The sequence below is a fragment of the Psychromonas sp. genome, assembly GCF_983033635.1.
Genome location: NZ_CEZLMY010000055.1, coordinates 1 through 22022, shown reverse-complemented (window position 1 = coordinate 22022; position 22022 = coordinate 1). Strand labels below are relative to the sequence as shown.

The 22022-nt window shown below is 40.2% G+C and carries 15 protein-coding genes; 5 read left to right on the top strand and 10 right to left on the bottom strand.

Features of this window, described 5'->3' with window-relative positions:
• Nucleotides 1-846 precede the first annotated feature (846 nt).
• A complete protein-coding gene (locus AC4GME_RS09425; protein WP_490376669.1) occupies nt 847-1683 on the bottom strand; it encodes a substrate-binding periplasmic protein in 837 nt (278 codons plus the stop codon).
• A 270-nt stretch (nt 1684-1953) separates the two neighbouring features.
• Nucleotides 1954-3573 carry an Lcl C-terminal domain-containing protein gene (locus AC4GME_RS09420; RefSeq protein ID WP_490376670.1) on the bottom strand — a complete coding sequence of 540 codons (1620 nt, stop codon included), beginning with the start codon at nt 3571-3573 and terminating at the stop codon, nt 1954-1956.
• Nucleotides 3574-4033: 460 nt separating this feature from the next.
• Between AC4GME_RS09420 and AC4GME_RS09415 the strand changes: the two genes are divergently transcribed.
• Complete coding sequence (locus AC4GME_RS09415) at nt 4034-6547, top strand: TIM-barrel domain-containing protein (protein ID WP_490376671.1); 2514 nt, start codon at nt 4034-4036, stop codon at nt 6545-6547.
• Between the two features lie 147 nt (nt 6548-6694).
• Here the strand turns inward: AC4GME_RS09415 and AC4GME_RS09410 are convergent, their stop codons facing one another.
• From AC4GME_RS09410 to AC4GME_RS09400, 3 genes are all read right to left on the bottom strand, one after another.
• Nucleotides 6695-7513, bottom strand: a complete 819-nt coding sequence (locus AC4GME_RS09410) for a thiamine pyrophosphate-dependent enzyme (RefSeq protein WP_490376672.1) — start codon at nt 7511-7513, stop codon at nt 6695-6697.
• Nucleotides 7506-9257, bottom strand: coding sequence for a 2-oxoacid:acceptor oxidoreductase subunit alpha (locus tag AC4GME_RS09405; RefSeq protein WP_490376673.1), 1752 nt, complete (start codon nt 9255-9257; stop codon nt 7506-7508). The genes AC4GME_RS09410 and AC4GME_RS09405 overlap by 8 nt, the downstream gene beginning before the upstream one ends.
• A gap of 70 nt (nt 9258-9327) precedes the next feature.
• Nucleotides 9328-10014 carry a PilZ domain-containing protein gene (locus tag AC4GME_RS09400; RefSeq protein WP_490376674.1) on the bottom strand — a complete coding sequence of 229 codons (687 nt, stop codon included), beginning with the start codon at nt 10012-10014 and terminating at the stop codon, nt 9328-9330.
• Nucleotides 10015-10254: 240 nt separating this feature from the next.
• Here AC4GME_RS09400 and AC4GME_RS09395 point away from each other — a divergent pair, with 240 nt between their 5' ends.
• Entirely contained in the window at nt 10255-11448 is a 1194-nt protein-coding gene (locus tag AC4GME_RS09395; protein WP_490376675.1) for a cation:proton antiporter, read from the top strand.
• A gap of 66 nt (nt 11449-11514) precedes the next feature.
• Here the strand turns inward: AC4GME_RS09395 and AC4GME_RS09390 are convergent, their stop codons facing one another.
• The 3 genes from AC4GME_RS09390 to AC4GME_RS09380 form a co-directional block, all read right to left on the bottom strand.
• Nucleotides 11515-13215: a diguanylate cyclase domain-containing protein gene (locus tag AC4GME_RS09390; protein WP_490376676.1), complete on the bottom strand. Its 1701-nt coding sequence runs from the start codon at nt 13213-13215 to the stop codon at nt 11515-11517.
• Nucleotides 13212-14717, bottom strand: a complete 1506-nt coding sequence (locus AC4GME_RS09385) for a bifunctional metallophosphatase/5'-nucleotidase (protein WP_490379287.1) — start codon at nt 14715-14717, stop codon at nt 13212-13214. The genes AC4GME_RS09390 and AC4GME_RS09385 overlap by 4 nt, the downstream gene beginning before the upstream one ends.
• Nucleotides 14718-15109: 392 nt before the next feature.
• Nucleotides 15110-15295 (bottom strand): hypothetical protein, encoded by a 186-nt coding sequence (locus tag AC4GME_RS09380; RefSeq protein WP_490376678.1) that lies wholly within the window; start codon nt 15293-15295, stop codon nt 15110-15112.
• Between the two features lie 629 nt (nt 15296-15924).
• On the opposite strand from AC4GME_RS09380, the gene AC4GME_RS09375 reads away from it, so the two are divergent.
• Complete coding sequence (locus AC4GME_RS09375) at nt 15925-16899, top strand: alpha/beta hydrolase (RefSeq protein ID WP_490376679.1); 975 nt, start codon at nt 15925-15927, stop codon at nt 16897-16899.
• Between the two features lie 432 nt (nt 16900-17331).
• Nucleotides 17332-17778 carry a universal stress protein gene (locus AC4GME_RS09370; RefSeq protein WP_490378389.1) on the top strand — a complete coding sequence of 149 codons (447 nt, stop codon included), beginning with the start codon at nt 17332-17334 and terminating at the stop codon, nt 17776-17778.
• Between the two features lie 229 nt (nt 17779-18007).
• Here the strand turns inward: AC4GME_RS09370 and AC4GME_RS09365 are convergent, their stop codons facing one another.
• On the bottom strand, nt 18008-19618 hold the full coding sequence (locus AC4GME_RS09365) for a glycoside hydrolase family 32 protein (protein WP_490378390.1): 1611 nt from the start codon (nt 19616-19618) through the stop codon (nt 18008-18010).
• A gap of 154 nt (nt 19619-19772) precedes the next feature.
• Complete coding sequence (locus tag AC4GME_RS09360; protein ID WP_490378391.1) at nt 19773-20762, bottom strand: LacI family DNA-binding transcriptional regulator; 990 nt, start codon at nt 20760-20762, stop codon at nt 19773-19775.
• Nucleotides 20763-21009: 247 nt separating this feature from the next.
• On the opposite strand from AC4GME_RS09360, the gene AC4GME_RS09355 reads away from it, so the two are divergent.
• Nucleotides 21010-22022, top strand: a 1013-nt coding sequence (locus AC4GME_RS09355) for a PTS transporter subunit EIIC (protein ID WP_490379286.1), incomplete at its 3' end; no start/stop codon positions are given.

Below are 22022 nucleotides of genomic sequence, written 5' to 3'. Positions count from 1 at the left end.
GCTAAAATTAATGCATAAGTATCTTTAGTAAGGTTACTAATATTCCTATCATTATTGTGCGTCATAAATGAATCTCCATGAAGTTTAAATCTGAAATTAAAGGGTATTTGTTGTGTCTGCAAATCAATAAAATGGTGCCTATCTCTGAGTAACCGCCAGCTATCGCCAAAGCGATTGCAGTCATTCAGGCTACTAAAGCTGTTATTACCTGAAACTGTTCACCATTAGCGAAACAATTTTTTACGACTGCTACTTCAGCCGGTGACTAGATCTGTATCTTTAAGCACAAAGCGTAAGCCTGTAATGCAGTGACTAAGCTATGTGATTTTTTTTGCCCGCGACCATTTTTATGAGTAGTTCCATCTCTATTTTTATATCTATACCGCAATGGGACCGGTCCCTTATTGTGTGGGGTTTACAGGGTAAATAAAAGCTACAAGGGAAAATAATGTGACTAAGATAACACTTTAATTTTTAGCACTCGTAATTCAGATCTTATAAAAAATGCTCAATTACCTCTTATCTCTGCTTTTGGCAAACTCCTCTAAATTCTTTAATCTGCCTATTTCATTGCACATTTTCTCGGCAAGTTGTGAATAATTGTTAAAAAACTTTTGAAAAAATAAGGAGATACAGTTTTTTTTGCTCAATCGATTTATTTAGCAAGTGGAAACAGGACGTTTCCACAAATTTGACTAAACATCGATCTTCCCACGAGGCCCGTATGTAACGATTGGACGATTGGACGATTGGACGATTGGACGATTGGACGATAACCATAAGCTAACTCAAATCAAAAAGGGTGTTTATTTTCCCTATACTCAAACGAGCTGTTTTTGATTGCACCTAATCACTTGATTTTTTATCGCTATAGGATGCGATCAGCTCCTTATATTCTGCTGATGCGCGTATCTTACCAACAGCATCCCAGAAACAGTCAACCAACTGTGTATGTTGATAATAGAAGCGTTTGGAGAACATGACATATCCATGCTTTGACTTGAGCGGCGGCTGCTGTATTTCAATTTGGCTTGCAAGTTGTGGCGCACGAGCAATCGCCAATTTGACGTTGTCTTCAATCCCCACTATGCCGTCAACCCGTTTTGCAATCAACATTAGTATCATTTTGTCTTCATTGTTTATCTCAATTGGCTCCAAGCCAAGGGATTTCACTATATCGACACCTGCAGAGCTACGTTCTACAGCTATTTTTTTACGCGACCCCGTTATCTCTTTTCCATTCCACTTTAAGTCACTTTCCTTATCAGTAAATAAGAAGTATGAGTAGTCTCTGACAGCCCTGTAAGAATCGGGTTTCCCATTCTTCATCGGATAGGCTCCATAGATAGCTCGTTCCGTTTTGTAGCTCGAAGAAAATGCGGCATCTGCGCCACCATGCTCGACAAGATGGAGCGCCCGCTTCCACGGAACTAATAAAAATTTAATGTTAGCATGGCACTGTTCACCTGCCTGCAGCAATAACTCGGCGCGATAACCTGCTCTATCTGCTAATAGTTTAGTGTCCTCGCTATGAAAAAAAGGGCCTGCTGAAGTGCCTGCTGCTGCAGGTGTTGTGGCGATAATAATGACTCTATCATTATTATCTTTTGCATAACTTGATAACAGGAAAATAATCAGTATTACATAAGTCATGCTGTATATAATGCTTTTTAATTCTTTCATTAACAGGCCCATTTCCCTGATAAATAGCAACCTAATCCGACTATACAAAAGCTTCAGAGCACAGAGAGAACGCCTCGCCTCCTGCCATTTGAAACGGCTTATGCCAACTATTACATTATATACTCAAACGGATTTGGCAGATGGCTTTTCATCTGTAAGTTCTCTAATTAATAATTTACCGGCCCCAAAAACCTTTTGGCAATCATAAATAAGGGAGATAAATATCCCTTATTTGATGTAGCCGATTAGTGAGTGTTCAGATACTTATGGTTAGTTGCGTGGATGCTTTTTTGGAAGTTCAGACTGTGAGATATATCCATCAGCATTAACATCAATTCGATCAAAATCGTTAGCCAATGGTCCTCTTGCTTCTTGTTTAGATAACTTGCCATCACCATTCGTATCTAGCATGGTAAACGGATCTCTACCTTGTTGACTATTCATGCCTTGCTGACGATTATTTCCTTTTTGAGTAGCCACACCTTGTCGATTAACAGTGCCTCTTTGACCTGCAATTGCTGCTTCATTACCAGTAAGAGTAAAAATAACCGCTTCACGTTCAACTGTTGCAGGCTGTTGAACAAATTCAGTCTTGTCATCCGTTACACAGCGAACATAGTTATTGATACGAATCGCGTCACCTTGCGGCCCGTGCCCTTCTGAAAATTGGCTTGCATCACCTGTTTTAGGATCGCTGCGCTGCGCCCCCGCACCATGAACATCAATCCAATTACCATTCATATTCCCAAGTGAACGACCAAAAGCAAGGTACGCAGCATTCTGCCCGCCATGTAGATTTAAGTGTGTTGAACTACTCCAGTAGTTAGCGTAGTCAATTTTTTCAGCTTCATTGATAATACTTGTGGTATCGAACAAGCTATCAATAGAGGCGCTATCTGTTGTATCTGGCGAGCGAGTGTAATCGACGATAGATTGCAGCTCTTTCGCATTAGGCAATCGCCAGTCACGGCTTCCCGCTAACGTTAGGTTTTCACAATATTGAAGCGCCGAATTCCAATCCATTCCACGCTCACTATCCCCTTTCTGCCAAGTTAGCTTGGTAGCTGTATCAGTAATAGTGCTGTTATTGTTATCCACCAGCTGGTTAACGCCATAATCTGTGTTGCCACGCACCGCCAAAACATAGAAAGTTTTTTCAGCTCCTCTGGGCATAGTTACGCCATAGCCTTTGATTCGGCCATCAATAAAGTTCACACCAAAAACGGTTTCATCCGCCCTCATAGTAGTTGAAACATATTTTGTACGACTAAGATATTGAGAATCAATTAAACGTTCACCAGCATCTGTATCACCAGAATTATATCCAAAATAAGAATTATCGATAAATGGAACAAGGGCGTAATTACCTTTAGCAGATAGCCCGCTTGGATCTTCACCATCAAACATCATTAACGAATACAGCTCTTTAATATCTGGGATACGCCAATCAGCATAACCAGCTAGCTTAAGATTTTTCGCATAATCCATTGCATCATCATAAGTCATCTTATCTTTAACAGTGATCTCCCCATCACCATTAGTATCGATAGTTTGAACCCACATTAGCTGAGTATTATTGTCTGTTACTGTGCCGTTACCATTATTGCTATAGCTTGCAGCAAAACCTTGATACTGAGAATCTTGACCGAAACCATCATCGCCTTTTGCCGGACAAGTTGAAAGTGTGTCCGTAAGCCCAAAACATGCGGTTTGATTGCTATCTACTATTGGATAGGTTAGTTGGTTTGCCGCACTAGTTGAGTTATCTGCATCTTTTACTGCAAATGAAAGAGTGCTGGTTGTACTTAATCCTGCAAGAACAATAGTAAGACAGACTTTAGATAGCTTGATTTTTGCTTGTTTGCTTTGTTTTTTGATAGTTTTTTTCATCACAAATTCCCTTAAAAATAAATAGCCGCAGCAAACGGCGATTCGATGATGTAACTATAAAAAATAAATAAGGAAGAATTATGGAGAAAATAAGAAACTATTTATCTATATTCTCCCGCTCTATATTAAGCTATCGATATAACTGGATTGTACCCGCACTGTATGACGATTTAATATAGTCACATGCAGAATCTAAATCATGCGACACAAAAGCAGGACGTGCCATTATCCGCTAGAATAGGAATAAAAAAACGGAAAAAACAGAGAGATCATTGCTCAAGTGAGTTTTAATCCAGAAAAGAGTAAATCCGCTAGCAAAGGAAAGAGTGCGGCATAAATTTAAACGTCAGCTCACAACTCTTTTTAAAAACATGACCCAGTCCGCAAATTTCCTTGCCACTATATTACAAAATCATTATCTTCCTCGCCATACCTATAAAAACTCAACAAGGACTGCGTAATGCGTATTTTTGTATTATTTTTAACCCTACTTTTTAGTAGCCAAATATGGGCCGACATTCAATGGTTGGCCAACGAACAAGCATATAAGTTGAATGCTTCCACTTTATTCCGCATGCGCAAGGAATTAACCAAGGAAGAGAAAGATAAATTAAAACCGATACGCAATGTAAAGTTTGCTAACCTTTCTGAGTTTGAAAATGCATTAGATAAGACCATTGGCAAGCAGCATGCCTTGGCAAGTACTTTAACCAGCAAAGCGATGTTGCCCGCTATCAGCTACGGAATTGAGGCACGAAACCCACTGTTAAGCCTAATTATGAGTAACGGCGAGCATCACCAAGATCAAAATTCATTTACACAGCAAAGCTGGTTGAAATTACCAGAACTCAATAAGACTCCACAATTGATAGCCAAATTTAACAATCAATGTCTGCAGGTATCCTCACCAGAAAACCTGTTGTTTGAGTTATGCTCAGGTTCACAAAAAGGCAATGAAAAAAGTGCTTATCTAAAAACTGATGCAAGTTCAGTACTTGGTTTAGGACAAGAATATGTAAACCCAGGTGAGACAAAAGCTAACCGTTTGGGTAACAAGCGACATGGTAAAAATGTTATGGGTCCATTTAATAATGGATTCAATGGTAACACCCTGTTCCCTATTGCTTATTTCGATTTCCCTGAAAGTGCGCATAAACAACCTTTTGCACTTATTCTCGATAACCGCTACCCGCAGAACTGGGATTTTAGTGAAGCACCTTATAAGTTAGATGTCGATAATGGTGATTTTAAACTGCACGTCCTGACAGGGGAAACTCTGGCAGATATTCGCCGTAGTTACATGCTAATGGCCGGTACACCGATACTGCCGCCAAAATCAGCCTTTGGTTTATGGGCTTCAGAATACGGCTATGAAAATTGGGCCGAACTGGATGACAAACTAAAAACGCTTAAGAAAAACAACTTTCCAGTTAGTGGCGTAGTACTTGATCTGCAATGGTTTGGTGGCATTACCGAAGATGAAAACAGCCAAATGGGCAGCCTCACTTGGGATCGTGAAAACTTCCCTAAACCAAAACAAAAAATAGCAGCCTATAAAAAAGCCGGTATTGACCTGATTGTGATCGAAGAATCCTATATTGCCAAAGGTTTAGATGAATACAAGGTACTGGATAAAAAAGGTTTTCTTGCTCACGATAATAACGGAAAAAGTCTTGATGTGAACGAAGATTCTGGATGGTGGGGACAAGGCGGGATGATGGACTGGAGCAATAAAGCCGGTCGTGATTTCTGGCATAACTACCGCCGTCAAGCGCTAGTTGATGCTGGTGTAACAGGCCATTGGACCGATCTTGGTGAACCGGAAATGCATAATCCCAATTTCAAATATGGTGATGGGCTTGATCATGAAATGATCCATAACTCATTCAATATGCTATGGCTACAAAGCATTTTTGATGGTTATTTACGTAATACTCCAGAAAAACGTCCATTTATGATGTCTCGTTCTGGTGGTATGGGTATGCAGGCACTAGGTGCCGTTATCTGGTCTGGCGATACTGGCAGCGATTTTGGTTCTCTAGCAGCACAAATGCCGCAACAAACGCATATGATGTGGTCTGGTTTAGACTATTACGGCTCTGATATCGGAGGCTTTCATCGTAAAGCACTTAAGAATTCAGACAGTGAAAAAACTAAAGAACAAGCTATGAGCGAGTTATATACGCAATGGTTTGCATATTCAAGTTTGTATGAAGTTCCTGTACGAGCACATACAGAAAACCTATGTAACTGTAAAGAGACAACGCCAGATCGTATAGGTGATATGGATAGCAACCGAGCCAATATCAACCTGCGCTATAAATTATTACCTTATTATTATTCATTAGCTTATAGAGCCTACTCAGAAGCTGAGCCAGTATTCCCATCTTTGGAGTACTATTACCCTCATGATGATCAAGCTAAAAATCTTGGTCAGATAAAAATGGTCGGCCCATTCCTAGTCGGTTCTGCAATTGCGAAACAAGGTGAACAAAGTAGTTCCATCTACCTTCCTAAAGGCACTTGGTTTGACTTTCGCTCAGGAGAAAAAATCGTTTCTAAAGGGCAATGGATTAAACAGGAGCTTTACATTAACAAGCTATTCACCCTTCCATTATTTGCTAAACAAGGTGCGTTGGTTCCTGAAAGCGTAAATAAAGCCAATACCTTAAAAATATTCGGTTTTGGTGAACAAAGCTTCAATTGGTATGATGATGACGGTTCAAGCACGGCTTATTTACAAGGGGATTACCAGCAGATCCGCCTGCAAAGCAAGAAAAAACAAGTGCAACTTTCTCGCATGAATGGCAGTGAATTAACTATAAATAATATCGACTGGATCTTACCTTCAGATCAGAAAGTTCAAACGGTAGCATCAAGCTTAGGTAACCTAGAGTTTACTCAAGAGGGTTCAAAACTCAGCATAAAACTTCCTAAATTCGACAAGCAACTTGACCTAGAACTTAAGTTCTAGGTTTAACAGCCAGACAGATCAAAGAGCCACCCAAATGGGTGGCTTTTTTTTAGAAAAATATGGGGGATATATACCCATGATACCTCAAGGTGCTTTATCAGGACTCAGCTCGAAGTAACATGGATATAGCCGTTACCTACAAAATAGCTACTTAATAAACTGCTTATCCAGTTCATCAACTGATTTTACTCTGACTTGAGTTTTTTCTTTTGGCCAAACCGTACGAGAATTGTTATAAACCACTCCCGTTTGCAAGCCATTATCCTGCTCAATAATTTGATTGGCTTTAGCGTAATCAGAAGTCGTTTCAGCAAAGGGTTGTACTAACTTTTTCCAGCCTTTTTGTTCCGGGCAGTAAGTTACGCACTGACATAACACATGAATAAAGGAAAACCCGGGATGTTGAATCGCCCCTACCAGTATATCTGTTAATTGTGCAGGCTCTCCCGAATAAGCCCGAGCAATATAGGACGCACCAGATATTAACGCTAACGCCAGTGGTTGCAGGGGTTGAATATCAGTAGCATGTGCAGAAAGCTTATCGTCGCAGCCTATCTCAGTAGTTGGTGATACTTGGCCTTTGGTCATGCCGTAGATATGGTTGTCCATCACTATCAGCGTCATATCTACATTACGCCTGCAAGCATGGATAAAGTGATTGGTTCCGATAGAAAAACAGTCGCCATCACCACTCACGGTTAACACGGTTAGCTCAGGCCGAGCCACTTTTAGGCCGGTTGCAATGGGTAGCGCACGTCCGTGAATTCCGTGAAAACCATAAACTGATGTATAAGCGGGCAAACGAGATGAGCAGCCTATGCCTGAAATAATGGCCACCTCCTCACGGGTTAACTGCAGTTGCGATAACGCTTTGGCAATCGAAGTTAAAACAGTGAAGTCTCCACAGCCTGGGCACCAAATCGGTTTTTTCTCCGATTTATAAAAACGAGGATTCTCTTTAGTCATTAGCCGTCTCCCCTTGTTTATTCAATAAAGTGGCATGCTCTACAAATTGAACGATCTCTGCGCTGCTAAATGGAACCGGCCCCGGTTTGGCAAAGGAGTGTAACTTGGCAGAAAAGCCAGCTTGATAAAAGAGCTGCGATGCCAGGTAGTGGAATAATTGGCCGCCATGATTCTGCTCAATAACGATAATATGCGTTGCAGCAGATAACGCTCCTTGCAGCTGTTTTATTGGTAACGGTGCCAACAGTCGTAACGCGATCAGTGAAGCATCTATCCCTTTATTTGTTAAAGGGGTTAATGCATCAAAAATAATAGAACGGATTGAACCAAAACAGATGATTTTTATATCACCACAATGATCAACCTGCCCCCAATGAGGCCCATAATCATACTGCAGTAATTTCCGCTGACGTTTGTCCAGTTGCTGTTGCTGAATATTGGCTAATGTACAGGGGTGGCCTTGCTCATTATGGGTAAGACCGTCTGCTGTATACATACCATTAGCCATACCTGGAATTGCCATGGGAGAAATTCCACTTTCTGTATTTAAGTAGCGCTGATAGTTGTCATCTGGCTGCGCTGTTTCACGCTCCGCTGTGCGCTGGAAAAATGGCGGTTTTGCTGTCGCAACAATTGAATGTCCAATAAACTGATCAGACAACATAATGACCGGACATTGTAACTGCTCAGCTAAATTGACCGACCAACCACTGGTAAAAGCACAATCTGAGATACCAATTGGTGCAGTAACAATATGGGGAGCGTCACCGTGCATAGCAAATAGTGCCTGGTTTAAATCGCTCTGCTCAGATTTTGTAGGAATGCCAGTAGAGGGACCGCCGCGATTCACATTAACCACCAGCAAAGGAATTTCACTGGCGATAGCAAGGCCTAATGCTTCCGACATCAAGGATAAACCAGGACCTGAGGTCGCAGTTAAAGCAGGAACACCGCCATAAGAAGCACCGATAATCATATTGATTGACGACAGTTCATCTTCGGCTTGTACCAGCGTACCGCCGACTTTATCCAGGTTAACTGCCAACCATTCCAGCAAGTCGGTTGCCGGCGTGATGGGATAAGCCGCAACAAAACGAATGCCTGCTTTTAAAGCACCAAGGCCAATTAATTGATTGCCGGTGTACAGCCAGTAGTTTTTTGTATGCGAGTCTAAATTGGAAAGCGCCGTAAACTCCACTGGTAACTGGTAATTGTAGCCTGTTTCGATACCGGTAATTGCGGAATCGATCAGTGCTACCTCTTTGTGCTGAAACTGTTGTTTAGTGATTGCAGCTAACTGCGCAACGGGTAAACCTAATAGCTGAGCTAACAAGCCAACACCAATCATATTTATTTGTGTTTTCAGTTGCTTAGCCAACTTGGTTAGTGGTATCCGGCAAACTTGTGCCTGGCTGTTTATGATCGCTTCAGGAATTTCAGCAGACTGCTGATCACAAATAATCAGCGTATCTTTATTAAATGCAAGCTCATCAATAAAGGGGGTAATAATTTTCCAATCCATCACCAGCATTAACTGAAAAACAGAGCCTAAGCATTCAACGCTCTCGGTAGAGAAGCGCAGCATTGCAGAAGATTCTCCGCCACGGATCTGCGCGCCAAAGCTCTTTTTGAGCAAACCATAATAGCCCATCTGTGCGGCTGTTTTTAACAGCAATTCACCCGCAGCAATAACACCTTCACCACCAGGGCCGGTTATAACCAGCGAAAGATCTTGAGTTCCCATCAACCTGCCTCCCTATAGTAGACTTAATTTAAGGGGGTATCCCTAAAATAAGTTTCTCTGCTGTCGAACCTTATTCCCAATGTAATAGAAAATAAAAAATGGTTTTTTGAATGAAGTGTTGCGTTGCTCGGCAATCTTCCAAAAAAGCGAAACCGTAGCGTATTTGTTCTGACTGGCCTCCCGTATTGTGAATGTTTTTTACTGAAACTGGAACGCTAATAGCCTCTTTGTCGCCTTCATGCTTAACCTGCAGTTGATAGCTTGCATCAGGCTCGCAACCTTCTAGTAATGAGCCAATAAATGCACAGCCATGAATCGATATATCTTGTAAAAAACCATTGCTAAGCTCACGTTCTAGCTTTTTATCAAAAATGCCGCATTTAACATGAATTGGAAAACGGGCATATTTTCTAAGTGCGACTCTCTGAAGCTTTTTGGGGTAATCCATCACTAACCACTGACCGGCAGCAGTCATTATCTTCTGAATGCTACTATAAAAGGCAAAAATACTTGCTTCTGGTTCCTCACTATTTAACAACCTAATGATCCCTGCCTGCCCCTCACAAATGAAGTTTTTTGCGGCTTGCCACTCTTGATCATTATTCATAGCTAAAATAATCGACATATTAGGATCAACACCAATTAACCGCGACTTTAAACGAATTGGTTGTGTTGCTGTTAATATTTGTAAATGCACTTCAGTTTTACACGCCATTGTATCCAGGTAACTAAAATCAGCAGACTCTTCCACTCTCATCTTAACCTCCAAATTCCCTTTTTTAATTATAACGATAGCTCATATCGAGAAAACGTACATTTTGTAAAGCTAATAATTGCCAAAACTTGCAAACGATTTAGCGTTATATTGAAAGGAAAAACAAGAGTGACATTAACCAGCATGGTAAAATTGCGATTTTGTTGAAAAAAGCTAAGCTGAAATGAAGGACGATGCTGGATTATATTGTGGTTGTCGCATAACTAAAACTGTCGAGATGCCATGGAGACTCACACTTTTTTTCTTTATTTGCTGATTATCCTGCTGGCAGCGAGAGTTCTCGCTGAGCTGGCGATCAAGCTGAAATTGCCATCAGTGATTGGCGAACTGATGGCGGGCGTGATACTGGGTCCTAGTCTGTTAGGGTGGTTGGAGCCGAGTCTGGCGATCAAGTTGATGGCGGAAATCGGCATCATCTTGTTGTTATTCGAGGTGGGGCTGGGGACAGATCTCAGACGTCTGGCGCGTACTGGCACAGAATCTGTATTGGTGGCCTTTTCCGGTTTTGTCTTGCCCTTGCTGCTGGCTTTCTCACTGAGTTATTGGATTTTTGAACTCTCATTGCTGGTGTCTCTATTTATTGGCGGCACATTAACAGCAACCAGTATTGGTATCACTGTGCGAGTACTTTCCGATTTAAAACGCCAACAGTCACGCGAAGGACAGATCGCTCTAGGCGCTGCGGTGCTGGATGATATTATGGGCGTGGTTTTGTTGGCGCTGTTGTTTGAGTTTTCCACGGGCGGAGGTATCAGTTTTGCCAATGCCGGCAAGGTGCTGATTTTTGTAGCGGCCTTTTTCGTGCTGGCACCGGTGGCGGCCAAGCTGATGTCGTTGGTGGTTAAACGCTTCGATATTGTCAGCGCCATTCCCGGCTTAATTCCCACGACGATTGTATCTCTGGTATTGTTCTTTGCCTGGCTGGCTCATGAGATTGGAGCGCCGGAACTGTTAGGCGGTTTTGCCGCAGGACTGGCATTATCGCGGCGATTCTTTTTTCCCTTTGGCATCGCGCTTCATGCCGACCCTGAATTTGCCGGGCGCATTGAAAAACAGATGCGCCCCATCATTCAATTGTTTACACCGATCTTTTTTGTGTATGTGGGCTTGTCCCTGAATCTGCGTGAAATTGACTGGAGTTCATCTTTTATCTGGTCATTCTCCCTGTCGCTGTTGGTGATTGCTTTAGCAGGAAAATTGATAGGTGCACTTCTTATCAAGGAAAAATGGCCAACCCGGTGGATGGTAGGTATGGCTATGATGCCACGCGGAGAAGTTGGACTTATCTTTGCCGAACTGGGCAGGGTGAGCGGAATCTTCAACAACGAAGTTTACGCAGGAATGGTTATCGTGATTGCCTTAACGACCCTGCTGCCACCTTTTGCGATGAAGTGCTATTTCTGGCGTTATGGGTAGCCATTCATTGACAAACACAATTCAGAGCCCTCGGATTAAACATTGTATTTGGCCTATTGGCGAATTTTACTGGTAATAACAAATGCAGTTTTTTCCACTGTTTTTAGCTTTGTATAATGCGCGATCCGCGTTCTCAAGCAGCTGGGTACTATCTAGATTATCTTGATGATGGAAGCCTGCAATACCAATACTCAGTGTAACGTGTGATGCAACGCTACTTCCTTGGTGTAATATATTCAAAGCATTAACCTCTGCAAGAATATTATCAGCAACCTTTTGTACGCCATCAGGTTTTGTATTGGGTAAAATAAAAAGAAACTCTTCGCCGCCGTAACGTGCAACAAAATCCGTCGAACGTTTTTTACAGCGTAATAGTGCTGCACTTACCTCCTTTAAACAATCATCTCCAGCTAAATGGCCGTAAGTATCATTATATTTTTTGAAAAAATCGATATCCATTAACATAACCACCACTGGCCATTTATTTCGAGTTGCAGTCTGTAAATCGTTACTCAGCCTTTGATCCAAAGCACGGCGATTAGGTAGCCCAGTTAAACCATCGGTTAAGGAAAGAGCATGCAATACCTGTTTTTGCTCTTCTATCTTCTCTGCAAAGAAATTAAATGCCTCTGCAATATCAGAAATTTCATCGTTACCGCTGGCATCCAGTTTTATATCGCCTCCTTTAAGTCGAGTAATAACATTTTTATTAAGTGTCACAACACGTTCAACGAAACGCCTTTTGATAAAATCAATGACAAAAAAAAGAACAAGCAATACTAATATTGAAGCGAGGCTCATCAGTTTTGCTTCTGTTGCCGCGCGAGCAATTATCGAATTTGTCTCTTCAATTACCGATTCATTTATTTGATAAGACTTAAATTCAGCCACGCGAGAAAAATCATCAACCAAATTTTTCACAAAATTACCTCGCCCAATAACACGGCCTGAAATACGTAACTGCTCAATTTTCAGTAGCAACAGACCATCATTTTCCAGCAGTAATTGCTGCAGCTGAAAAGTTAAAGATTCAGCGCTTGTTTGGCTTGATTTTGGTAGCGAAATTAAACCTTTATTGAGTGATTCTATTTTATTACTAACTTGAGTAAAGGTTTGCCTTACCTCTTGTAATCTAAGCTTTATCAATGCTTTACTCGCGAAGGTTATTATCTCTGAATAAGCTAATGTCCAAGCTGTACTTGCTAAATTATTGTTCAGTTCTTTTCTTGTTTTCTGTGAGAGCCTGAACATCTTTTCATGAAGTGTGTACATGCTATTTTGGCCAGATTTTATCTGTCCTTGTATATAGAGTTTCTGCTTAACTAAATCATATAAATTTGAAAATTCATTACTAATAACATTCAGTTGAGTGGTCAAATAGATATTACTGTCTTTCTCAACTATTTGTTTCTGAATATTTTGGAGCTTACTTTCAATGCTTTGCTTTGCTATTCGCAGTGTTGCATTATTGCCTGCATTGGTTAGGTGACTGCTCAAATAAAGCAGTTCATTGGCTTGGTTATGAAGATTTCTTGAATAAGTAATTTCAGGAAAAGAATCTTCAGTTATATGAGAAAGAATAGATTGAAAGCTGATTAGGCGGTAATAGGATAATGCCATCGCCGCCATAAATAAAAAAACAATGCTGATAAATACACTGGTGATTATTGTCGCAAGGGAGTATCGACGGCCACGAGTTGTTGTTGATTGTGATTTTAAAGGGGTTTGTTGATCGCCCTTTGCGATATTTTTCTTCACAATACTCATGGCTGTTCCGTTGTGCGTTTGCCTGCATCTACTATTCGGGATTCTATTTTTGGTGATATAGTGTTAGTTAATCGCAGTTCGTTAATCAGGATGTCTGACAATAATTTTGACATCTGCTGATTATAAGTAAGCGGGTTGCTTTGTTTAAATATCAGATAACCATCACCACCGTCAGCAAGAAAATCTGAAGTAGCCAGTTTATAACGCTTTAACGGTTGCAGCGGACTGTTATTAATAATGACAGAAACAACACGCTGGCCAATTTCAGCTTGAGAATCATAAACGACTTTCATACCTGAAACCTGCGGAAAACGGCCTTTCATATTTTCCACTTGAGAAAAACCATTTTCTAATGCACTCACTAACTGTGCTCCGCTAACGCCTAATAATACAACAGTGTCTCGGTAAGGAAGTGTTTTTATAATATCTCTTCGGCTGATTTTACTGTTTCGCGGATAAAAACTTTCGCTGCGAATTGCACCGCCGTTAATAAGCGCGACATCGGCATTACTGTGTTTTTTCATTAAATCGGTAACTAAATTTGCGAAAGCATTTTCTTTTGTCCGTAAACTTAAAAGCGAAGTATCTATATCTGTAGTTGTAACACCGATTATTTCATCAAGTAATAAATTCAATTGGCCGGTATAGTTGTCTATTTGCCGCTGTACATTTGGATTTTTAGGATATGAAGAAAGATTCTTTGCCTGCCATTGTACTGTTAATGTTTTAGGATTATTTTTTTGCCAGCTCAATTCGATAACGGCAACCTGATCAGTTTCTGTTAAAAATATTTGCTGAGGATGTTTTTGTAGCTTGTTATCTGTTAACAGCTTTATACGATCATTTTTCCGTAAGACTAGATCCACAGAGCCGTCATTTAAAAAATCAATACTGTTAAGATCACTTCCCCGATAATGCATAATAACAAAATCAGCTCCTTTTTTACGTAATTTTTCTGCTTCAGTTTCAATTGCTAAACGAGGATTTTTTATTTTGATACGTGTTAAGTTGTACGTTTCAATGACTATCTCATCCATTAACGATATAAAACCAAACTTATAAGGGCCTTGCTGCATAATCACTGAATCCAGCAGACCATCTAAGTTCTGTTTTGTAGATATTTCTACAATATTACTTTGCACAATCGGAAAAGCAGCTTCATAAGTGCGTAATGACAATTCATCTTCAGAAAAAGCAAAATCGCCATTATTAACGGCCATTACATCGGGCTCTAAACTATTGAGCAGATCAATAATATGAGTTCCATGATCAAAAGAGGATAAAATACTCGGGAAAAGGCTGGCGCCGCCAAAAACAAAAAATGTTGGTGCAGGCTTTTTTCTTTGAATTTCCAATAATGATGCTAATTCAGCATAACCACCTTTATCTTTGCTAACTATGTCATTGAGACCTGCGGTAAATACTACATAAGCCTTTTCAGTCATGGCATATGCACTATTTATGCAGAAAAAGCAGATCAATATAAAAGTGATTTTTGTCATTTTAACTGGCGCCATTATTGCCCTTAAATTGCTTACAAAAACTGCTTACAATGTAATTTTATTATTAATTATCATCTGTACTGTAATCTGCATTATTAAATACGATTGCTTTTCAATTCTTCACCCAGAACTCATATTCCAAGTGTAACAGCTACTACGCAATAAAGAGCTCGGCTTCTGTCTGATAAACTAATATTTTCATTGGTGAGGATTACTCTTATTTACAACTATTTGAAGTTGAATGTAAGTTATAGTTAAAAATAGCATCCCTTGAGAAAAACCAAGGTAATAACGCATCTGTATGCTCATTTTCTCGCTTTGCCAAAAGCTGTAATTAAATCTCAAAAAAGGTAAAGCTTGTCCTAGGATCATATCGACACTGCACGCACGAGTTATCTGTCTTTATTATTTCTGCTTGAAATCATTGCGGTAATTATCAAACCTATCCCCAAACCCGTCAAGATAGAACCAACGAAAGCTAAAGCAGATGCTTGAAGAAAAAAGAACCCGACACCAATACCCATTAACACGCCACCACCAATAGCCCACGTGCTTTTGTCCTCTTTTTTATCTGTCATCTGACACTCCAAATTCGTTTGTAATAGTTTTTATTAAAACTCTCTAAAAACATAACAAAAGTATTAGTCAACATTCTTACTAATACACATTCAAAATTTGCTTTATTGGTAAAATGTAGATCAGATCAAGTAATAAAAACAGTTAGTTGGCACACACGAGTTATTGAAAATTGATTTTCCGCTGGCAAAGTTATGCAGATGCATTTCTAAATAAATCTATAAATATAAGTCTAAAAATACAATGTAAGTATTTCAGCAGGTTACACAAGTGTTTTGGTCAAAATTATGGTTATGCATGATTGAGATTGTGGTGTAAATCATAAATCTGATGATTTCTACGGTGGAAAACTAAAAATGGAAGAAAGTTAAAGTGAAAACTGTTCATAGCAAGAAAAATGGAAAGAAATTACCTAGTCGATTTGCTTTGCTTTGTTATTTTAATCAGCAAATTCGCTATGATTTGGGCTGGTTATAAACCTTAAAGCAATCACCTTAATAACAGGTTAAACGCGCTAGAGGGGGCGCTTGCCTTTTGTCTTTTGTCTTTTTAAAACTATGATTATGTTATCCACGATAAATTAGGCTCCCGGTTTCATCAGAGCGGGGAGAATCAAATCAGCAGAGGGATTATGGCAAAAGCTAACCTGACAAACTATTTATCTCTGTTGACCTTTATCGCCCTCTCCCTTTTTCTGGCCGGCTGTACTCACTTCTCGGCAGATCCTGACTATTCCGGCCCGCTAGCTATTCCTGAAAAAACGCAAGCAAGTTATGCCTACCACAAATACCAAGGCAGCTACACAAATAAGCTTCTTGAGAAAAACAGTCATTATACCTTGCAACAGATCACCTTTCCGTCAAATCATAACATCCTGCAACTACAACATGATATTACCATTGATTATTACGCCATCGACTCTGCTGAAAAAGTCCCCGTGATCCTAGTACTGCCGATCCACGGAGGTAGCAATAAAATAGCGTCTTCCTTTGCCCGCTACTTTACCGAATACGGCTTCGCAACGGCAGTGGTACACAGGCAAAAAAAATATAAAGAAATGGAATACATGAAGCAGATAAATAATATCATGCGCCAGATTGTCTTCGATCACAAACAGGCTATCGACTGGATTGAGAGCAGATCGGAACTTGATGCTTCACGAATCGGCGTGTTCGGAGTCAGCATGGGAGGGATCAAGGCGGCGTTAATCAGTGCCCTGGATAAACGGGTTACCACTGGTGTCATTGCCCTAGCAGCTGGCGATATCCCGTACATCCTCGCCCACACAGATAAAAAAACGATTAAAAAAGATCGGGAAATACTCTTAGCGGAAAGAAAACTGAGTGTAGAGGAATTTCAGCAGGAGTTGTCTGAAAAGATCGAATGCGATCCGATAAATTATGCGCAGTATATAGATGCCGATAAGACTCTGATGATATTGGCCCGCTTCGACAGTGTTGTTCCTTTCCACAAGGGGGAGGAACTAAAAGAGAAAATCGGCAATCCTGAGGCCATCTACCTGTTTTCCGGCCATTACAGCTCTATTATCTATCTACCTTATGTGAAATACCAATCCAGAAAGTTCCTGCAAAGGCATTTGCAATAACCCACTCATTTGATGCTCTGCCGTCTGCCACCGTTATCCTGTGTATATGGAGTAGCGATTAATTCCGACTGAAACAATCCCAGAACGACACAGTCACTATTAAATACAAATACTGATATAGATCATTAAAAGATCACGCGAAAATGACAAACCCAATACTAGTGCTAGACTAAAACTAAACGTATTAATTATGTGATTTTGTATTACATAAAATAAATTAATACTGATAAAAGATGGGTTTAGAAACTAGTTATTGTAATTTCACAAAACTGTCGGTAACGATTTAAAGTTACTTTGACTAACCACTTAGTGGTGACTAATTGCATGCTAGGAATCAAACTCATAACAATCTTAAGGTTAGTTTTAACCTTTTAAATTACTTATTTTATGTGTTGGCTATTATTGAGAAGAGATCTAACAGGGAGAAATACAATGAGCTATAAACATATCTTAGTTGCTGTTGATTTATCTAAATCCAGCGAAGTAGTGATCAATAAAGCTGTGTCGTTAGCTAGAGATACTGATTCTAAACTTTCATTTATTTATGTTGATGCTAGTTATGTAAGTTCCATAGCGAACGTAAGCACCATGGGGCTAACTAAACCAAAATTTGATAAGGTAGCAGCTGAAGAGAAAGAAAAAAGCGTATTGCAGGAAGAGTTACAAGCATTAGCCGAACAGGCTGATTATCCGATTACAAGCACTTTGGTTGTAATGGGTGATTTAAACGATACACTAAAAACAACAGTTAAAGAAATGGATGTTGATCTATTAGTTTGCGGGCACCATCATAATTTCTGGAGTCATCTATTATCTTCAGTGCGCAAACTAGTAAATTCAGCAACCACAGACTTATTAATTATTTATCTTGAAAAATGATAACGCAAAAGTCGATGGACAGAAGTAATTTTATAACTATGTGAATAGTATGATTGTTATTTGGTAATAATCTGCTCGATAGTAGGCTCAGTCCTGCGATAGATGAGTATTGCATGTAAAAAGCTAAAGTTCCTAGGTATGAACCTTTGTCTAGAAACAAAAAATCCGAGTTCTTATACTCGGATTTTTTATATAGCTAAAAAACATCTGCCTTGAAAGCAGCTCTGATTCAATATAACCAGCAATCTAGTATATCCACCTCACCTGCGCGACTGATCTTGGTTGCATCCTTAGCAGTAAAAACACGAGCCGACATAACCGCTTCACCGTTATTAATGAAAACTTCGAGAGAAGAAGTATCTGATAATATCTGTAATTGAACCGAGTCTGAATGTGGAAGGGCTAATTCACGCAGGGTATCACCTTCACGCAACAGAGTATTAGATCTGTCGAAAAACAGTGTCTGAGTTGCTTTATCTAAGCGAATTTCACAATACCCCTGATCGGATTGATGTAAACGCAGCGCCCCCCCCCACTCCATTGAAACTTTTAATTCAAATGCCTTACTTTCCAGATCAAAAGAAGGCTCGTCTTGCGGCAGCACAACATGCTCGCGACGTAATTTTTCCAGTTCTTTAATCGGTGTTTGTATCAATTTGCCATTTGCGTATGACAACTCACGAAACGTGGTTAACTGGTGAATCCAGCCATTATCTGAACTCGGGTGATCGACTTCATCAGGCAGTCCCATCCAGGCGGTCATGATTCTACGGCCGTCAGGGGTTTGCAAGGATTGCGGCGCATAAAAATCAAAACCATAATCTAGATGTTGGAAATCAGACAACAGTGCTTTGCCGCTTTCATCAAGTGTCGCTTTCACAATACCATTATGATGGGCAACGGTATGGCTCTTATTTGGCGATTCAATGCCTTGCGGACCAATAACAATAAAATCTTGTTTATTTAAAGTGAAAAAATCAGGGCATTCCCACATATAACCAAAATCACCTAACTCATCACCACACAGAGCTAGGAATGTCCAAGTTTTGAGATCCTCTGACTGGTAAATCGCTAGGCGGCCGATTTCATCTTCACGCTGTGCACCTAACAACATTAACCAACGATCATTATGACGAATAACCTTAGGATCGCGGCAATGCGGTGTGACACCCGGCGGCAGCTCAGGTACAACAGGTCCGTGTTTAGTAAAGTGAATTCCATCTGTTGAAGTCGCTAAACATTGAGTGGTGTGCCTGTCTCTTTGTTCATCAATACGAACATTACCCGTATAGAACAACATTAATTCATCATCTTGACTGACAGCATGACCTGAAAAAACACCGTGGCTATCAAACCAGTCAGATGGTGTTAATGCGACCGGTTGCCACTGCCAGTTAATTAAATCCTTGCTGGTTAAATGCGCCCAATACTTATCTTTATGCGCGCAAGCATAGGGATACCACTGATAAAACAAGTGGTATTGTCCCTGATGATAAATAAAACCATTTGGATCGTTTAACAAACCTTGCGGCGGAGATATATGCCAATCGGGACGGTACTCACATTCAACTGGCTTTATATAAGGCGTGATATCTTGTAACTGTTGCTGCGCAATTAGCCGGCCGACTTGTAATAATTGAGATTCAAATTCATCTTTATTTTCAATTACATTTTTACTATAAGTAACCTGCTTTAACTGTAAATTGTAAGCTTGTTGTTTTACCTGACTGGACAATAAATCGAAATCTAAGATCTCAATAATAATACGGGAATCAGGGTTCAGGACACGAACCACATTGCTGATACCACCACACTCTTTAATAATTGATAATAACGACATACATCACCTGTAACAGTTAATAAAACTTGGGAACGTTTGCAGAGTATGTGAAAGCGAATAGATTTGCAATAGCTAGGTAGCTTTAGTTTAGGCAAATGCCTAGATTATAATTTACAAAGCAAAGCAGCTATCTACTTTGCTTTGCGTGAAAAAATCAACAACTTTGACGAGAGATACTTTCAAAGCTCATCACCAGTTTACTAACTACGGCCTGTTTATTTTCAATTAAATCCAGTAACATTTGCGCCGCTTTTTTACCTGTAAAATCAAAGGCATAATTAAATGTTGATAAGCTAGGCGTGCATACTTGAGCTAACTCATCATTACCAACCCCAAGCACTTTTATATCTTTACCAGATACTTTGTTGGATTCAGAGATAGCTTTCATCGCACCGATTGCTATTCTATCTGTGGCACAAAACAATCCATCTAATTGTGGCCAGTCAAGCAACAGTTGTTTTGTCTGCTGGTAGCCAGATTCAATAGTAAACTCCCCACGGCTATGAAAAAGTGGATCAATCTGCTTTGAATGCTGCAAAAAATGCGCTAATCCCTGAAAACGACATTGGTCAACAGCAATATCTTGGCTATTCACGCCAATAAAACCTATGTTTGATGCTCCTGCTTCAATAAGTCTTTGCCCTGCACTAAAACCGACGCTAACATCATCATAAATGATGCTGGGAATATTAAATAAAGAGCCGTCTTGGCCAATTAATACGACTGGAGCATTAGATTCCTTAATTGCTTTGACCAATGCAGAGTCTAAATGCGTTGCGTACAGTAATATCCCTTCAACACGCTTTTGATTAAAGCGCTTTATATATTCAATCTCTTTGGCGTTATCTTGCTGACTATTTGCCAATAAAACATGCTTACCCGCTTGATCAATAATAGAACTTAACCCATCCAGTCCTTTCGCGGTTGCATTTGAAGACATACGCGGCACGATGACTCCAATAAGATGGGTTTTCTGTGATTTCAGATCCCTTGCCACTTGATTGGCTACATAACCACACTCTTCAATGGCTTTCTGGACCTTTTCTTTTGTACTCGCTTTTACACCATATTCATTATTAATCACACGAGAGACCGTAGATTTCGATACTCCTGATAATTTTGCAACTTCGTGCAGACCTGCCATGACTTGTGTCCTATCTATTGGGAATGTTTGCAACAATCATAACAAAACCCAGGCTATCAATTGTAAAAAGATCACGTTAACAGCTCATTTACCAAGCAAAGAAGGTGAAGTTGATCACATTTAACAGATAAGCCGCTTGATGAAGCACTATAATTATTTAAAACTCACTACTGCAAACGTTCCCAAAGATAATCTTAATTGATACTTTGGGACTAACGGAATAGAAATTTTTCACTCGGAGGAAGTTATGAATTATCCAAAAGTCGCAAGCCAACTTGTAGAAAAGCTTGGTGGTAAAAACAATATTAAGGCGCTAGCCCATTGTGCTACCCGCTTACGTCTTGCTGTTGAAGACGAATCATTGATTGATGAAAAAGCCATTGATGAACTTGAAGGGGTTAAAGGCCAGTTTAAAGTAGCGGGTCAATATCAAATTATTTTTGGCTCCGGCATCGTCAACCAAGTTTATGCGCAAATGGCAAAACTGACCGGCCTGGAAGAGATGAGCACAAAAGACGTTGCTTCTGCTGGTGCTGAGAAACAAAATATTGTTCAGCAGGCAGTAAAAGGCTTATCGGATATCTTTGTGCCGATTATTCCCGCTATCGTTGCCGGCGGTCTGTTAATGGGGATATTTAATGTTTTAGTCGCTCAAGGGTTATTCATTGACGGTAAATCTCTTGTTGACGCAAACCCTGGTTTAGCCGATCTTGCTGCAATGATTAATACTTTTGCTAATGCACCTTTTGTCTACCTTCCTATCCTTTTAGCATTTTCAGCAAGCAAAAAATTTGGCGGTAACCCGTTCTTAGGCGCGGCGCTGGGTATGTTGATGGTTCACCCGGATCTGCTTAACGGCTGGGGCTTTGGCGGCGCTGCTGTTTCCGGCAATATCCCGGTTTGGGACATCCTCGGTTTTGAAATCCAAAAAGTGGGTTACCAAGGTTCAGTTCTGCCTGTATTAGTGGCAGCATTTATTCTAGCCAAAGTTGAAAACGGCCTGCGTAAATTTATCCCTTCAGTATTAGATAACCTGCTAACTCCACTACTTGCTATCTTTATTACAGGTGTAATTACCTTCACCATTGTCGGTCCGTTCACTCGTGATATCGGCTTCCTTCTAGGTGATGGTCTAAACTGGTTATACAATTCTGCAGGTTTCATCGGCGGCGCACTGTTTGGTTTCATCTATGCTCCATTTGTTATCACAGGGATGCATCACAGCTTTATCGCAATTGAAATACAACTGCTTGCTGATAT

What these genes read in the sequence shown, in the direction of transcription:
- AC4GME_RS09425 (WP_490376669.1), bottom strand. Translation starts at nt 1,683, where the DNA reads ATGAAAGAATTAAAAAGCATTATATACAGCATGACTTATGTAATACTG.
- AC4GME_RS09415 (WP_490376671.1), top strand. Translation starts at nt 4,034, where the DNA reads ATGCGTATTTTTGTATTATTTTTAACCCTACTTTTTAGTAGCCAAATA.
- AC4GME_RS09380 (WP_490376678.1), bottom strand. Translation starts at nt 15,295, where the DNA reads ATGACAGATAAAAAAGAGGACAAAAGCACGTGGGCTATTGGTGGTGGC.
- AC4GME_RS09360 (WP_490378391.1), bottom strand. Translation starts at nt 20,762, where the DNA reads ATGGCAGGTCTGCACGAAGTTGCAAAATTATCAGGAGTATCGAAATCT.
- AC4GME_RS09395 (WP_490376675.1), top strand. Translation starts at nt 10,255, where the DNA reads ATGGAGACTCACACTTTTTTTCTTTATTTGCTGATTATCCTGCTGGCA.
- AC4GME_RS09400 (WP_490376674.1), bottom strand. Translation starts at nt 10,014, where the DNA reads ATGAGAGTGGAAGAGTCTGCTGATTTTAGTTACCTGGATACAATGGCG.
- AC4GME_RS09385 (WP_490379287.1), bottom strand. Translation starts at nt 14,717, where the DNA reads ATGACAAAAATCACTTTTATATTGATCTGCTTTTTCTGCATAAATAGT.
- AC4GME_RS09420 (WP_490376670.1), bottom strand. Translation starts at nt 3,573, where the DNA reads ATGAAAAAAACTATCAAAAAACAAAGCAAACAAGCAAAAATCAAGCTA.
- AC4GME_RS09390 (WP_490376676.1), bottom strand. Translation starts at nt 13,215, where the DNA reads ATGAGTATTGTGAAGAAAAATATCGCAAAGGGCGATCAACAAACCCCT.
- AC4GME_RS09410 (WP_490376672.1), bottom strand. Translation starts at nt 7,513, where the DNA reads ATGACTAAAGAGAATCCTCGTTTTTATAAATCGGAGAAAAAACCGATT.
- AC4GME_RS09375 (WP_490376679.1), top strand. Translation starts at nt 15,925, where the DNA reads ATGGCAAAAGCTAACCTGACAAACTATTTATCTCTGTTGACCTTTATC.
- AC4GME_RS09405 (WP_490376673.1), bottom strand. Translation starts at nt 9,257, where the DNA reads ATGGGAACTCAAGATCTTTCGCTGGTTATAACCGGCCCTGGTGGTGAA.
- AC4GME_RS09365 (WP_490378390.1), bottom strand. Translation starts at nt 19,618, where the DNA reads ATGTCGTTATTATCAATTATTAAAGAGTGTGGTGGTATCAGCAATGTG.
- AC4GME_RS09370 (WP_490378389.1), top strand. Translation starts at nt 17,332, where the DNA reads ATGAGCTATAAACATATCTTAGTTGCTGTTGATTTATCTAAATCCAGC.